The following is a 14,094-nucleotide window of genomic DNA, read 5'->3' as shown; positions in this document are numbered from 1 at the left end:
CGGGGCGCGGGACGCGGCCATCTCCAGGAAGTGGTGGCGCGCGGGCTCCTCTGTCCACTCCACCGGCTGGCTGGCGCGGCACGACGGCGACGGCGAGTCTGCGTACCTGCTGGAGCACGACTTGCGATGCGGGCCGACCGTCGGGGCGCGGGACGCGGCCATCTCCAGGAAGTGGTGGCGCGCGGGCTCCTCTGTCCACTCCACCGGCTGGCTGGCGCGGCACGACGGCGACGGCGACGGCGAGTCTGCGTACCTGCCGGAGAACGACTTGCGGTCCGGGCCGACCTACGGAGCGCGTGCCTCGGTCATCTCCAGGAAGTGGCGGCGCGCGGGCTCCTCTGCCGACTCCACCGGCTGGCTGGCGCGGCACGACGGCGACGGCGAGTCTGCGTACCTGCCGGAGAACGACTTGCGGTGCGGGCCGACCGACGGAGCGCGTGCCTCGGCCGCCTTCAGGAAGTGGCGGCGCGCGGGCTGCACTGCCGACTCCGTCGGCTGGCGCGGAGCGCGGCCATGGCCCCGGCATCGGCGCGCTCGCCCGGCTGACCGGGACGGCCCATGCGCTCGGCGTGGGCGCCTTCGTCCACGTGACCCAGGTCGTGTTCTGGAGCGGGGCCGCGCTGTGCCTGCGGAGGTTCGGGCGGGCAGGAGACGCTCCGGTGCCGAGCCGGGCGCGGCCCGAGAAGCGGAGTGCCCCCGTCCGGAAGCGCGGCGGGCGCGTATCCGGGCGGGGGCTTCGGCGTCGTACGGGCCGTGTGAGGCGTACGGGCTCGGTCGGTTACGCGAGGAGCGCCGGGATCGTCTCCTCGTGCGCGGTGCGCAGCTCGGTCAGCGGCAGGGCGAACTCGCCCTGGACGTCGACCGTGTCGCCGTCGACGACGCCGATGCGGGTGGCCGGCAGGCCGCGGGCGCCGCACATGTCGGTGAAGCGGAGTTCCTCCGAGCGCGGGACGGCGACGACCGCGCGGCCCGCCGACTCCGAGAAGAGGAAGGTGAACGCGTCCAGGCCGTCCGGGACGACCAGGCGGGCGCCCTTGTCGCCGAGCAGCGCCGACTCGACCACGGCCTGGATCAGACCGCCGTCGGACAGGTCGTGCGCGGCGTCGATCATGCCGTCGCGGGAGGCGGAGATCAGGATCTCGGCCAGCAGGCGCTCGCGCTCCAGGTCGACCTTCGGGGGGAGCCCGCCGAGGTGGTCGTGGATCACCTGGGACCAGGCCGAACCGCCGAACTCCTCACGGGTGTCGCCGAGGAGGTACAGCAGCTGTCCTTCCTCCCGGAAGGCGACCGGGGTGCGCCGGGCCACGTCGTCGATGACGCCCAGGACCGCGACGACCGGGGTCGGGTGGATGGCCGCCTCGCCCGTCTGGTTGTAGAGGGAGACATTGCCGCCGGTCACCGGGGTGCCGAGCTGCTGGCAGGCGTCGGCCAGACCGCGGATGGCCTCCGCGAACTGCCACATGACCGCCGGGTCCTCGGGCGAGCCGAAGTTCAGGCAGTCGGAGACGGCGAGCGGCTTGGCGCCGGTCGTCGCCACGTTGCGGTACGCCTCGGACAGCGCGAGCTGGGCGCCGTGGTACGGATCCAGCTTCGTGTACCGGCCGTTGCCGTCGGTCGCGATGGCGACGCCGAGGCCGGTCTCCTCGTCGATGCGGATCATGCCCGAGTCCTCGGGCTGGGCGAGGACCGTGTTGCCCTGCACGAAGTGGTCGTACTGGGAGGTGATCCACTTCTTGGAGGCCTGGTTCGGGGAGGACACCAGCTTCAGGACCTGGTCCTTCAGCTCCTCGCCCGTGGTCGGCCTGGGCAGCTTGTTCGCGTCGTCGGCCTGGAGGGCGTCCTGCCAGTCCGGGCGGGCGTACGGGCGCTCGTAGACCGGGCCGTCGTGGGCGACCGTGCGCGGGTCGACGTCGACGATCTTGCCGCCGTGCCAGTAGATCTCCAGGCGGTCGCCGTCGGTCACCTCACCGATGACGGTGGCGATGACGTCCCACTTGTCGCAGATCTCCAGGAAGCGGTCGACCTTCTCCGGCTCGACGACCGCGCACATGCGTTCCTGCGACTCGCTCATGAGGATCTCCTCGGGCGAGAGCGTGGAGTCGCGCAGCGGTACGTCGTCCAGCGTCACACGCATGCCGCCGGAGCCGTTGGACGCCAGCTCGCTCGTCGCGCAGGACAGGCCCGCCGCGCCGAGGTCCTGGATGCCGACGACCAGCTTCTCGGCGAACGCCTCAAGGGTGCACTCGATGAGAAGCTTCTCCTGGAACGGGTCGCCGACCTGGACGGCCGGACGCTTCGACGGCTTGGCGTCGTCGAAGGTCTCCGAGGCCAGGATGGAGGCGCCGCCGATGCCGTCGCCGCCGGTCCGGGCGCCGTACAGGATGACCTTGTTGCCCGCGCCGGACGCCTTCGCGAGGTGGATGTCCTCGTGCCGCATCACGCCGATGGCACCGGCGTTGACCAGCGGGTTGCCCTGGTAGCAGGCGTCGAAGACGACCTCGCCGCCGATGTTGGGCAGACCCAGGCAGTTGCCGTAGCCGCCGATGCCGGCGACGACGCCGGGCAGGACGCGCTTGGTGTCGGGGTGGTCGGCCGCGCCGAAGCGCAGCGGGTCGACCACGGCCACCGGGCGGGCGCCCATCGCGATGATGTCGCGGACGATGCCGCCGACACCGGTCGCGGCGCCCTGGTACGGCTCGACGTACGACGGGTGGTTGTGCGACTCGACCTTGAAGGTCACGGCGTAACCCTGGCCGACGTCCACCACGCCCGCGTTCTCGCCGATGCCGACGAGCATGGCGTCGGACTGGGGGGCCTTCTCGCCGAACTGGCGGAGGTGGACCTTGGAGGACTTGTACGAGCAGTGCTCGGACCACATGACCGAGTACATGGCGAGTTCGGCACCGGTCGGGCGGCGGCCGAGGATCTCCACCACCCGCTCGTACTCGTCCTTCTTCAGACCGAGTTCGGCCCAGGGCAGCTCGACGTCGGGGGTAGCGGCCGCGTGCTCGACCGTGTCCAGAGGCGTCCGGCTCATGCGTTGACCAGCTTCTTGAGGATCGAGGTGAAGAAGGGGAGGCCGTCGGTGCGGCCGGAGCCGATGAGCGGCTCGACGGCGTGCTCCGGGTGCGGCATGAGGCCTACGACGTTCCCGGCCTCGTTGCTGATGCCGGCGATGTCGCGGAGCGAACCGTTGGGGTTCAGGTCCAGGTAGCGGAAGGCGACCCGGCCCTCGGCCTCGAGCTTGTCGAGGGTGTACTCGTCGGCGACGTACCGGCCGTCCATGTTCTTCAGCGGGATGTGGATCTCCTGGCCGGCCGTGTAGTCGGCCGTCCAGGCGGTGTCCGCGTTCTCCACCCGCAGCTTCTGGTCGCGGCAGATGAAGTGGAGGTGGTCGTTGCCGAGCATGGCGCCCGGGAGGAGGTGGGCCTCGGTGAGGATCTGGAAGCCGTTGCAGATGCCGAGGACCGGCAGTCCGGCCTTCGCCTGCTCGATGAGGGGCTCCATCACCGGCGAGAAGCGCGCGATGGCGCCGGCCCGCAGATAGTCGCCGTAGGAGAAACCACCGCACAGCACCACGGCGTCGACCTGGTGCAGGTCCTTGTCCTTGTGCCAGAGAGCGACCGGCTCGGCACCCGCGAGTCGGATCGCGCGCTGCGTGTCCCGGTCGTCCAGACTGCCCGGGAAAGTGACGACGCCAATACGAGCGGTCACTTCACGGCCTCCGCGACTTCCTCCACCTTGACGGTGAAGTCCTCGATCACGGTGTTGGCGAGGAAGGATTCCGCAAGATCGTGGATGCGGGCGAGCGCTGCCTCGTCGACCGGTCCGTCAACTTCGAGTTCGAATCGCTTTCCCTGACGTACGTCGGAGATGCCTTCGAAACCCAGCCGCGGCAGTGCGCGCTGCACCGCCTGGCCCTGGGGGTCGAGGATCTCCGGCTTGAGCATGACGTCGACTACGACGCGTGCCACTGGCACTCCCGGTGTTGTGGTGCTGAGCAGGTTCCTGCGTGTGTCTTCAGACTACCCGCACAAAATTTCTACGCGAGTAGAGTTGTAGGAAACTACGTGAGCGTGATCACGATCGGGTACCGGATCAGGTGGCGGAGCAGGCAGTTCACGAAAAATTACGGGAAAGATCCGTGATGCGTCCCGGCTGCCTATTGCGCCCGCCCGTCTCCCACCCCCACCCTCAATCGAAGTCGCTCACGCTCCCTCATGATTCCTGAGACACGCTGAGAGATTTAGTCGAGCTTCACATTCGATTGCCGGGCACTGTACAAATGAAATGGCATTAGCCGATACTTTGCCCCATAACTAGCGGACAGTCGACATCTCCGTGGCGTCTTGGCACGTCATCGCAGAGCTGTCGCACGAAGGGACCGATATTCGTGGCGCAGAAGGTCGTGGTCACTCTCTTTGACGACATCGACGGCTCGGAAGCGGCGGAAACGATCGCCTTCGGACTCGACGGCAGGTCGTACGAGATCGACCTGAATGAAGCCAATGCCAGGAAACTGCGTAAGGCGCTCGCGCCCTACGTGGACGCCGGCCGCAAGCGGTCCAGGTCCGGCAAGGCGTACAAGCAGACGGAGGTCGCCCCCGACCCGGCTGCGGTCCGCGCCTGGGCCCAGGCCAACAAACTGGACGTGCCCGCGCGCGGGCGCATCCCCAAGAAGGTGTACGAGGCGTTCGCCGAGGCTCAGTGAGTCCGTCGGCCCGGTCGGTCCGGTCCGGCCGGTCGGTCCGGTCCGGCCGGTCGGTCCGGTCCGGCGGGTCGGTCCGGCCTGGCCGGTCGGCCTGGCCGGTCGGCCTGGCCGGTCGGCCTGGCGGTCAGTCCGGTCGCTCCGGTCGTGAGCGCGGGTCCGGTCGCTCCTGTCGTGAGTGTGGGTCCGGGCCCGGTCGTCGTCGACACCGGCTCGGTGCGGCCTCCGCGCGGTGCCCGGGGTCCGTCAGCGGGCCCCGGGAGCAACCGACTTGCGCTACCCCCCACATGGTCGGCTAATGTCTGGAGCACGCCAGCGGGGCGGGGCCGAAAAGCCCAGCTCACAGAGGTCGTGCGGGTGTAGTTCAGTAGTAGAACATCCCCCTTCCAGGGGGAAGGCGCAGTGTGCAATTCCTGTCACCCGCTCTGCATCGCCGTCCCGATCACACTTGTGGATCAGGTAGGCTGGTGCCCGCGCCGACCGGTGAAAGCCAGTCGGATGCAATGCGGACGTAGCTCAGTTGGTAGAGCGCAACCTTGCCAAGGTTGAGGTCGCGAGTTCGAGCCTCGTCGTCCGCTCCACTTCGAAGGCCCCGGTCACCGACCGGGGCCTTCGGCGTATCTGCCCTTTCCCCGCTTCCCCCGCCTGTCTTCTCTCTCTTCCTTCTGACATTTGTCATACGGAGCGATGACAACGCGCACTGCCGTCGGCGGCCCGCGGACGGGACGCTGGAGTCATGGAAGCCAGGGGCACGAATGAACACGTGATCGAGGTCACCGACCTCCGGCGTGTGTACGGGGGCGGGTTCGAGGCGGTCCGCGGGATCTCCTTCCACGTCGGACGCGGGGAGGTCTTCGCGCTGCTCGGTACCAACGGCGCCGGCAAGACCTCCACGGTCGAACTGCTCGAGGGACTCGAACGGCCCGACGGCGGGCGGGTCCGGATCCTCGGCCACGATCCCTACACCGAGCGGGCCGCCGTACGGCCGCGGACCGGGGTGATGCTCCAGGAGGGCGGCTTCCCGTCCGAGCTGAGCGTCGCCGAGACCGCGCGGATGTGGGCGGGCTGTGTCAGCGGGGCCCGGCCGGTCGCGGAGGCGCTGGCGCTGGTCGGGCTCGCCGGGAAGGCCGGCGTACGGGTGAAGCAGTTGTCCGGGGGTGAGCGGCGGCGGCTCGATCTGGCGCTCGCGCTGCTGGGGGAGCCGGAGGTGCTGTTCCTCGACGAGCCGACGACCGGACTGGACGCCGAGGGCCGGCGCGACACCTGGGACCTGGTGCGCGCCCTGCGGGACGCCGGGACGACGGTGCTGCTGACCACGCACTACCTGGAGGAGGCGGAGGGCCTCGCCGACCGGCTGGCGATCCTGCATCAGGGCCGGATCGCCGTCTCCGGAACGCCCGCCGAGGTGACGGCCGAACAGCCGTCCCGGATCTCCTTCCGGCTGCCCGACGGGTACTTCGTGGGCGACCTGCCGCCGCTGGACGCGCTCGGCGTGTGCGACCACGAGATCGACGGAGGTCTGGTGCGGCTGCGGACCCGGGAGTTGCAGCGGGCGGCCACCGGGCTGCTGGTGTGGGCCGAGCGGGCCGGGGTGGAACTGCGGGGGCTCGACCTGCGGTCGGCCTCGCTGGAGGAGGCGTTCCTCGGCATCGCCCGGGAGGCGTCGGAGAAGAACGAGGGGGTCGCGGCATGAACGGCGGTACGGTCACACGGTCTTCGGCGGGCTCGGTCAGGGGTGCGGTGACCACTCCCATGAGCCGGATGGCCGCCCTCGCCCGTGCCGAACTCACCCTGCTCGGGCGCAGCAAGGCCACGATCATCGCGGCGGTTCTGGTGCCTCTGGGGCTGCCGTTCAGCCTGCGGCCGGTGGTGGACGACATGAACGTCGAGGACTCCGGGCTCAGCGTCGGGCTGGTGCTGCTGCCCGCCGCCATCGGGTTCTCGCTGCTGTTCGGGGTGTACTCGGCGCTCACCGGCATCTACACCGCCCGGCGCGAGGAACTCGTGCTGAAGCGACTGCGCACCGGCGAACTGCGGGACACCGAGGTCGTCGCCGGTTCCGCGCTGCCGGTGTTCGCCATGGGTCTGGTGCAGTGCCTGGTGCTCGCCGTGGGCTGTACGGCCTTCCTCGACGTGCCCGCCCCCGAGGCACCCCATCTCGCCGTACTGGGTGTGCTGCTGGGCCTCGTGATGTGCTCGGCGCTGGGCGCGGTCACCGCGAGCGTGACGCGGACCGTGGAGAGCGCGCAGGTGACGACCATGCCGTTCGTGCTGGTGTCGATGGTCGCCTCCGGGGTGGCCGTCCCGCTGGAGCTGCTGCCCGACCGGATCGCCTCCGGCCTCGAACTGCTGCCGCTGAGCCCGGTGATCACCCTGGTCCGCGGCGGCTGGAGCGGTGACCTCTCGGCGTACGAGGCCCTCGGTGCGCTGGCGACCGCGCTGGCCTGGACCGTGCTCGCGGTGTTTGCTGTACAGCGGTGGTTCCGGTGGGAACCGCGGCGCTGACGGACCGGGGCGACGGGGGAGGGACGCGGATGCGCGGGGCGGAACTCGAGGAGACGGTCCCGCGCGGGCGGGGCGACACCGACTCTCGCGCGGCACTGCGTGGGGCGGGTGGCTGGTGGCGGCGGAAGAGTTCGCCGGCGAAGGTCGAGACCTACACGCGGTGGTCGTTCCACTTCTTCGCCCTGGCCGAGTTCGCGGCGGTGGGGGTGCCGTTCGGCAGCGGGGTGTGGCAGGGGCCGGTGCTGTGGCTGCCGTTGATCATGGCCGTGCACTGCACGCTGTCCGCGGTGACGGCCTCGCGGGCGCTGGACTGGACGCGGGGCAGGCGGCCCCGGCCGGTGCGGCTGATGGTGGCGTTCGCCCTTCTCACCGCGGCGGTCGCGGCGGTCGCGCTGTGGAGCGCGGAACACGGTCCGGGCGGCAAGGAGGTGGACACCGCCGCGGGCGGGGTCTTCGGCGTCGCCCTGATCTTCGCCGCGTGCGTCACCACGCTCGGCGTCCGCGGCTGGCGGCAGGCGGGCGCCGTCGTCGCCGGTTACGCCGCGGCCGCCGGAGCCCTGGCGCTGCTGCTCGGCGCGCCCGGTCCGGCCGTCCTGGTCTCGGTGACGGCGGTGCTGCTCGGCGGCGGGTTCATGGCCACCACCTCCGTGTTCTCGGTCTGGCTGCTCGACACCGTCTACCGGCTCGACGAGGCCCGCGAGACCCGCGCCCGGCTCGCCGTCGCCGAGGAGCGGCTGCGGTTCGGCCGGGACCTGCACGACGTGATGGGCCGGAACCTGGCGGTGATCGCCCTCAAGAGCGAGCTGGCCGTGCAGCTGGCCCGCCGGGGGCGTCCCGAGGCGGTCGAGCAGATGATCGAGGTCCAGCGGATCGCACGGGAGTCCCAGCGGGAGGTACGCGATGTCGTACGCGGCTACCGGGAGGCCGACCTGGGGGTCGAACTCCTGGGCGCTCAGGGAGTGTTGACGGCGGCCGGGATCGACTGCGAGGTGCGCGGGGAGGTCGGCGGGCTGCCCGCCGAGGTGCAGTCGGCGCTGGGCTGGGTGGTGCGGGAGACGACCACCAACGTGCTGCGGCACGGGAACGCCGGGAGGTGTGCGGTTCAGGTGCGGGTGACGGGCGGAAGGGTCGTGCTGACGGTGGAGAACGACGGGGCGGACGGCGAGGGGGCCGGGGTCGGCGCGGACGGCATCGGGTCGGCCGGTGGCGGGTCCGGGCTCGCCGGGCTGGCGGAGCGGCTGCGGAAGGTGGGCGGGACGCTGGAGGCGGGGATCGCCGGGGGCGGTGTGTTCCGGGTGGTGGCCGAGGTGCCGCTGGCCGTGGAGGACGCCGTGATGAGCGAGGTCCTGTCGTGAGCGGCGTGGTGCGGGTGCTGCTCGCCGACGACGAGCATCTGATCCGGGGCGCGCTGACCGCCCTGCTCTCCCTGGAGGACGACCTGGTGATCGTCGCCGAGGCGGCCACCGGGCCCGAGGCCCTGGCGATGGCGCGGGCGCACCGGCCGGACGTGGCCGTCCTGGATCTCCAGATGCCGGGTGCCGACGGTGTGAAGGTCGCCACATCGCTGCGGGCCGAACTGCCCGGCTGCCAGGCGTTGATCGTCACCAGCCACGGCCGCCCCGGCCATCTGAAACGGGCGCTTGCGGCGGGTGTGCGCGGGTTCGTCCCGAAGACGGTGAGCGCACAGCGGCTCGCGGAGATCATCCGGACCGTGCACGCCGGAAACCGTTACGTCGACCCGGAGTTGGCCGCCGACGCGATCGCCGCCGGGGACTCCCCGCTGACCTCGCGCGAGGCGGAGGTGCTCGAACTCGCCGCCGACGGGGCGCCCGTCACGGAGATCGCGGAGCGGGCCGCGCTGTCGCCTGGGACGGTGCGCAACTATCTTTCCTCGGCCGTTTCCAAGCTGGGGGCCGAGAACCGTCACGCGGCGGTACGTCTCGCGCGTGAGCGGGGTTGGGTATAGTTGCTCTCGCGCCACGGCGCACTGCGGACGTAGCTCAGTTGGTAGAGCGCAACCTTGCCAAGGTTGAGGTCGCGAGTTCGAGCCTCGTCGTCCGCTCTGTAAACAAGCCCCCCGGTTTCGGCCGGGGGGCTTTTCCGTGCCTGCCCTACGACCAGCTCGTGCCCGTCAGCCGCTCGTAGGCCTCGATGTACTTGGCGCGGGTCGCGTCGACGACCTCCTGCGGCAGCTCCGGCGGCGGCTGCTCGCTCGCGCGGTCCCAGCCGGACGCCTCCGAGGTCAGCCAGTCCCGCACGAACTGCTTGTCGTACGACGGCTGCGCGCGGCCCGGCTGCCAGGTGTCGGCCGGCCAGAAGCGGGAGGAGTCCGGGGTGAGGACCTCGTCGGCGATGACGAGCGTCTCGCCCTCGAAGCCGAACTCGAACTTGGTGTCCGCGAGGATGATGCCCCGGTCGCGGGCGATGTCCCGGGCCCGGCCGTAGACCGCGAGGGTCGCCTGGCGCAGCCGGGCGGCGGTGTCGGCGCCGGTCTGGCGGGCCACCTCCTCGTAGGAGACGTTCTCGTCGTGGTCGCCGACGGCGGCCTTGGTGGCCGGGGTGAAGATCGGGGCGGGCAGCTCCGAGCCGTCGACCAGGCCTTCGGGGAGAGCCAGGCCGCAGACCGTGCGGGACTCCTTGTACTCGGCCAGGCCGGAGCCGGTGAGGTAGCCGCGGGCCACGCACTCGACGGGGACCATCTCGAGCGACTTGCAGACCAGGGTGCGGCCCGCCCAGTCGGCGGGGGCGCCGGCGGGCAGCTCGGTGCTCAGGACGTGGTGCGGGACCAGATCGGCGAGCTGGTCGAACCACCACAGGGAGAGCTGCGTCAGGACGCGGCCCTTGTCGGGGATCTCGGTGGGCAGGACCCAGTCGAAGGCGGAGATGCGGTCGCTGGCGACCATCACGAGGTCACCGGCCTCGTTCTGGTACAGCTCGCGCACCTTGCCGGTGTGCAGATGCACCAGGCCCGGCACCTCCAGGGGCTCGGGCTTTTCTACAAATCCGGACACGGTTCCTCCCCGTGGTTCTGTCTAGTGGCTTGATTGTCCCGTACATCGGGATTGGCCGGAGACAGCGGGGGTCGGGCGGTGCCGGCGGGGTGTCAGTCGCGCTTGCAGATGCGGTCCAGGAGGTTCGCCGTGGCGCGCTGGACTCGGGGATCGACATGGCCGGGGCGGTCCAGGGCCGGGGACCAGGCGAAGGTGCCGGAGGCGAAGACCAGCGCGCCGGAGGGGGCTCGGTAGAGGGAGGTCTCCTGGTGGCGCCGGGCTCCCCGGCTGTCGGTGTACGGGGAGTGGGCGAGGAGGGTGCGCGTCTCGTGGGGCGGCAGCGGGGTGCGCGGGAAGTAGCGGTCGGCCTCGCCCGCGACCAGGCCGTCGATGCCGTCGCCCTCGTGCGCGCCGGTCGCCTCCCACAGCCAGTGGCCGGCGTTGCGGACGATCAGCGGGTGCGGTTCGGGGACCCGCCCCGCGTACTGGATGCCCAGCAGCTGCTGTTCGGCGCGGTCGATCTCGCGCCAGAGGACGGGCCGGCCGGGCCCCTTGCGCTTGCGGCAGGTCAGCAGGCGGCCGGGCACGCCGGACGGGGAGGGGCCCAGCTCCACCTGCCAGTACAGGGTGTTGGCGGAGAGGAAGACGAGCGAGGTGCCGCTGTCGCGGGCGAGTTCCACGGTGCGGCGCATGGCCGTCGACCAGTACTCGTCGTGGCCGGGGAAGACCAGGCCGCGGTAGCGGGTGGGCTGGACGTGACCGGCGTGCAGGTCGCGGGCGTCGGCGTAGGCGAGGTCGTAGCCGTAGCGCTCGGCCCAGCGGATGAAGTCGTAGGCGTGGCCGACGTGCAGGGGGAGGCCTGCGCCCGCGTACGGCCGGTCGAAGGAGACGGTCGTCGCGGCGTCGGCCTCGCCGAGGAGGCGGCCGTTCTCGTCCCAGGCGTGGTAGAGGCTGGCGCCGGTGCGGCCGTCCTCCGGGTAGAGGTTGTAGGCCTGCCAGGTGATGTCGGGGAGCAGCACGAGGAAGTCGGCGGGGCGGTTGTCGCGGACGGTGAACGGGATGTGGGAGCGGTGGCCGTCGGCGGTGGTGAGGACGGCGACGTACGCCCCGACGTTCCAGTACGAGGGGACCTGGAGGCGCCAGGAGAGCCACCAATGGTGGCAGGAGACCGTGCGGTCGGCGGTCAGGGGCGGGGGCTGGACTATGCCGGAGAGACGGGGGCTGGTGGTGATCTTGGCCGCGCCGTCGCCGTCGTAGTGGCCGATGCGGTAGATGTCGACGCTGAATTCCTGGGGCGGGTCGACCGTGATGTGGAAGTCGACGGCTTCGCCCGGGGCGACCGCGCCGGTGGACGTGAAGCCCTTGATCTGGCGCCGGACGTCGTCGGCGGAGCGGGGGCCTCCGGTGGAGCGGGGAGACGGGATCCGGGGGGCCGCGTCCGGGCCGGTGGCGGGGGCCGGGTCGACGTACCAGGGGACGACCTGGCCGGTGTCGTCGAAGTAGGTCTCGCTGCCGCGCAGCCACGGGAGGGGCCCCTGGCCGAAGGGATCCGTCACGGCGTGCGCCAGCGCTCCCGACTCCCATCGGCGGATGTGCTTGTGTCCCATGGTGCTTCCCTCCCTCTGACCCCCGTGTTGCTGGTGCGTGTGGTGCGGCTGCGCGTGCCCTGCCTCGGCACGCGTCCCGCAGCCGGTGCTTCCGGGTGTGCCCGTTGGTCGTGTCGCACCCGTGGCCTGCCGCGATGCGACAGTTCGTGTGCTTGTCCTATGTCGCCAGCGCTTGCCACGGGCGGGATCGGTCCCAGCACATCACATAACGCGCGCAGACAGTCACACTTCGTTGCGAATTGGCTGAAAGTGGAATTAAGCGCTCCGCCGGGTTGGCGGCGAGGCGGGGCGAGGACGGGGTGCTCGGCCGGCTGTGCCGCCTCAGCCGAGGCGTACCGGCTTCTCGGGGCGTATGCCCACTTCCACCAGCCAGGTGCGCAGGGGGATCGCGTCGCCGTCCTCCACCAGGCTGAGCACGCGGGGCGTCAGGTCGGTCACCCTCTCGCCGTCGACCAGAAGGGTCGGGCCGTCGAGCCAGTCGAGGCCCGGCGTGGCGCCCACGGTGTCCATCGCGGCGCAGCAGACCATCGCGGTGACGTGGTCGGCGAGGAGTTCGCGGTCGGTGCGCGGGGGCTGGAGCGGGAAAAGGGGGAGCGCACGGTCGTCCCAGAGCGCCGCCCCGGGTTCCTGGCCGACCGGCTGCCCGCCCGACCCCGCGGGCATGGCCTCGGCCTCCTCGCGGGCGACCGCGGCCCCGAGACGGGTGGCCAGGGCGGCGCTCCGCGGATTCCGCGGGAGGTCGTCGTCCTCGTCGCCGAGGGGCGTGCGGGCAGTGGGGTGGGGATCCTGATCTCCGTCCCCGGCCGGGCCCTGGCCGGTCAGGTGGTTCAGGACGCGGGCCAGAGTGGGGCCGTCCGGGGCCGGGGTGGCGCGGCGGACGCCCAGGGCGTCCAGGACGCGGTGGAGACGGGCCGCGTCGGTGCGCCACTTCCGGTCGACGACCTCGTCCGGATACTCCTGCCAGGCGACCGGGGACCAGTCGGGCCCGGTCTCGGCGGGGCCGCCGTGGAAGAGGCGGGCGGCGAGGAGGGACGTGGCCTCGTCGACCGCGCCGGGCTCCTCGAGCAGATCACAGGCGGGGCGCTCGCCCAGGCGGGAGGTGAAGCCCTCGGCCAACCGGTCGCGCCGGGACAGCTCGGTGAGGGCGGCGACCACACCCGCGTCCAGCCGGGAGGGCCAGCGGCCCATCCGCCAGGCGGGCAGCGCCACGCGCGTGAGGAGCCGGTCCCAGCCGGCGTACGCCAGCCCGACCTGTTCCTGGGCGACGATCCGCACCCCGTAGTCGACGGACTGGGCCCGCTCGGCCGCCGCCGCGGCCACCCCCCGCTCCATCTCCGCGGCGTGCACCTGGCAGCTCCGCAGCAGCAGGCGGGCGACCCAGCCGATGCCCGCGCAGAGCAGACGGACGGCGGGATTGCGGCCACGGTCGGTCGCCGCGGCCACAGCGGCGTCCAGCCCGCGCACGAAGCGCCGGGCCGCCGCTATGTCCGGGTGCGCCGAAGGGCCCGTACCGGCGACGACCGGCGCGAGGACCGCGCGCAGCTCGCCCACCCGCATCCACCACAGGAACGGGGAGCCGATGACGAGCACCGGCGCCGTCGTCGTACGGCGGTGGGGGTGGCCGGGGCCGGCTATCTCGTCGTGCGCGCGGGGCGGTGGCGGGCCGTGGGCCGGGTGGGTGCGGTCCTCGAGCCAGCTGTCGCAGTCCGGGGTGAGCGCTATCGCGGAGGGCGCCGGGACGTCGAGGCGGTCGGCGAGGTCGCGCACCAGCCGGTACAGATCGGGGGCCGCGCTCTCGGCGATCGCGACCGTGGGAGTGACGGCGGGCCGAGCCCGCGCGACGACCAGGGCGATCACCCCGGCGGCCAGCAGCACCAGGACCGCGGACACGGACGTCACCCAGCGGGCGATGTCCCAGCCATGACCCGTGAAGTGGCCGCTGGAACCGCCCGCGAGCAGGATCACCGCCGCCGCGGCGGGCAGCAGCGCGACCGCCAGCGCCCGGCTGCGGATCCGCAGCACCGCCAGCGCCCTCGCCCGCGCGCCCTGTGCGCGCGCCTCCACTCCGATACCGGTCACGCCGGACCTCACCCCCTCCCCTCAGTGCAGGCCGTCCTGGCTCTCCTGGTCTTGCTCACTCCCCCACTGTGGCACCCGCCACTGACATCGCAATGCCGGTGGGCCAAGTGCCGGAACGCTTGCGCCGCACCCTAGTTGGCACGTCGGCCTCCGTCAGCCGGTTGGAAGAGCGCTCACTCGATGGAATGGCTTTGGGGAAAGGTGG

General features: G+C 71.8%; 13 protein-coding genes and 3 tRNA genes. 8 read left to right on the top strand and 8 right to left on the bottom strand.

Going from position 1 to position 14,094, the window contains the following annotated elements; genetic code table 11:
- From ACFWJX_RS12320 to purS, 5 genes are all read right to left on the bottom strand, one after another.
- Positions 1-204: hypothetical protein (locus ACFWJX_RS12320; RefSeq protein WP_383240684.1), on the bottom strand; the 204-nt coding region annotated here is incomplete at its 3' end.
- Between the two features lie 81 nt (positions 205-285).
- A complete protein-coding gene (locus tag ACFWJX_RS12315; RefSeq protein WP_383240681.1) occupies positions 286-480 on the bottom strand; it encodes a hypothetical protein in 195 nt (64 codons plus the stop codon).
- 298 nt (positions 481-778) lie between these two features.
- Positions 779-3,037, bottom strand: a complete 2,259-nt coding sequence (gene purL / locus ACFWJX_RS12310) for a phosphoribosylformylglycinamidine synthase subunit PurL (RefSeq protein ID WP_383240678.1) — start codon at positions 3,035-3,037, stop codon at positions 779-781.
- Positions 3,034-3,714 (bottom strand): phosphoribosylformylglycinamidine synthase subunit PurQ, encoded by a 681-nt coding sequence (gene purQ, locus ACFWJX_RS12305; RefSeq protein ID WP_383240675.1) that lies wholly within the window; start codon positions 3,712-3,714, stop codon positions 3,034-3,036. Before purQ ends, purL begins: the two co-directional genes overlap by 4 nt.
- A complete protein-coding gene (gene purS / locus ACFWJX_RS12300) occupies positions 3,711-3,974 on the bottom strand; it encodes a phosphoribosylformylglycinamidine synthase subunit PurS (RefSeq protein ID WP_003999970.1) in 264 nt (87 codons plus the stop codon). Before purS ends, purQ begins: the two co-directional genes overlap by 4 nt.
- Before the next feature lie 419 nt (positions 3,975-4,393).
- On the opposite strand from purS, the gene ACFWJX_RS12295 reads away from it, so the two are divergent.
- The 8 genes from ACFWJX_RS12295 to ACFWJX_RS12260 all read left to right on the top strand — a co-directional run bounded on the left by ACFWJX_RS12295 (position 4,394) and on the right by ACFWJX_RS12260 (position 9,275).
- Positions 4,394-4,711, top strand: a complete 318-nt coding sequence (locus ACFWJX_RS12295; RefSeq protein ID WP_073492854.1) for an Lsr2 family protein — start codon at positions 4,394-4,396, stop codon at positions 4,709-4,711.
- A 350-nt stretch (positions 4,712-5,061) separates the two neighbouring features.
- A tRNA-Gly gene (locus tag ACFWJX_RS12290) sits at positions 5,062-5,133 on the top strand.
- Between the two features lie 80 nt (positions 5,134-5,213).
- Positions 5,214-5,289 (top strand) — tRNA-Gly (locus ACFWJX_RS12285).
- A 155-nt stretch (positions 5,290-5,444) separates the two neighbouring features.
- Positions 5,445-6,401, top strand: a complete 957-nt coding sequence (locus ACFWJX_RS12280) for an ABC transporter ATP-binding protein (protein WP_383240671.1) — start codon at positions 5,445-5,447, stop codon at positions 6,399-6,401.
- On the top strand, positions 6,398-7,213 hold the full coding sequence (locus ACFWJX_RS12275; protein WP_383240668.1) for an ABC transporter permease: 816 nt from the start codon (positions 6,398-6,400) through the stop codon (positions 7,211-7,213). Before ACFWJX_RS12280 ends, ACFWJX_RS12275 begins: the two co-directional genes overlap by 4 nt.
- A 95-nt stretch (positions 7,214-7,308) precedes the next feature.
- Positions 7,309-8,568: a sensor histidine kinase gene (locus ACFWJX_RS12270; protein ID WP_383240832.1), complete on the top strand. Its 1,260-nt coding sequence runs from the start codon at positions 7,309-7,311 to the stop codon at positions 8,566-8,568.
- Positions 8,565-9,179, top strand: a complete 615-nt coding sequence (locus ACFWJX_RS12265) for a response regulator (protein ID WP_383240665.1) — start codon at positions 8,565-8,567, stop codon at positions 9,177-9,179. The genes ACFWJX_RS12270 and ACFWJX_RS12265 overlap by 4 nt, the downstream gene beginning before the upstream one ends.
- Positions 9,180-9,202: 23 nt before the next feature.
- Positions 9,203-9,275, top strand: a tRNA-Gly gene (locus ACFWJX_RS12260).
- A gap of 49 nt (positions 9,276-9,324) precedes the next feature.
- Here ACFWJX_RS12260 and ACFWJX_RS12255 read toward each other — a convergent pair.
- From ACFWJX_RS12255 to ACFWJX_RS12245, 3 genes are all read right to left on the bottom strand, one after another.
- Positions 9,325-10,224: a phosphoribosylaminoimidazolesuccinocarboxamide synthase gene (locus ACFWJX_RS12255; protein ID WP_383240662.1), complete on the bottom strand. Its 900-nt coding sequence runs from the start codon at positions 10,222-10,224 to the stop codon at positions 9,325-9,327.
- Positions 10,225-10,316: 92 nt separating this feature from the next.
- Positions 10,317-11,810, bottom strand: a complete 1,494-nt coding sequence (locus tag ACFWJX_RS12250; protein WP_383240660.1) for a N,N-dimethylformamidase beta subunit family domain-containing protein — start codon at positions 11,808-11,810, stop codon at positions 10,317-10,319.
- A gap of 321 nt (positions 11,811-12,131) precedes the next feature.
- The gene (locus ACFWJX_RS12245; protein ID WP_383240657.1) at positions 12,132-13,889 is read right to left on the bottom strand and encodes a hypothetical protein; all 1,758 of its coding nucleotides are present in this window, start codon (positions 13,887-13,889) and stop codon (positions 12,132-12,134) included.
- Positions 13,890-14,094: the final 205 nt, after the last annotated feature.

Source organism: Streptomyces sp. NPDC058335 (genome assembly GCF_042723915.1).
Classification (GTDB): Bacteria; Actinomycetota; Actinomycetes; order Streptomycetales; family Streptomycetaceae; genus Streptomyces.
Note: the sequence above shows the minus strand (reverse complement) of the source record. Positions and strands in the feature narration are given on the sequence as shown.

What these genes read in the sequence shown, in the direction of transcription:
- purL (WP_383240678.1), bottom strand. Translation starts at nt 3,037, where the DNA reads ATGAGCCGGACGCCTCTGGACACGGTCGAGCACGCGGCCGCTACCCCC.
- ACFWJX_RS12250 (WP_383240660.1), bottom strand. Translation starts at nt 11,810, where the DNA reads ATGGGACACAAGCACATCCGCCGATGGGAGTCGGGAGCGCTGGCGCAC.
- ACFWJX_RS12280 (WP_383240671.1), top strand. Translation starts at nt 5,445, where the DNA reads ATGGAAGCCAGGGGCACGAATGAACACGTGATCGAGGTCACCGACCTC.
- ACFWJX_RS12275 (WP_383240668.1), top strand. Translation starts at nt 6,398, where the DNA reads ATGAACGGCGGTACGGTCACACGGTCTTCGGCGGGCTCGGTCAGGGGT.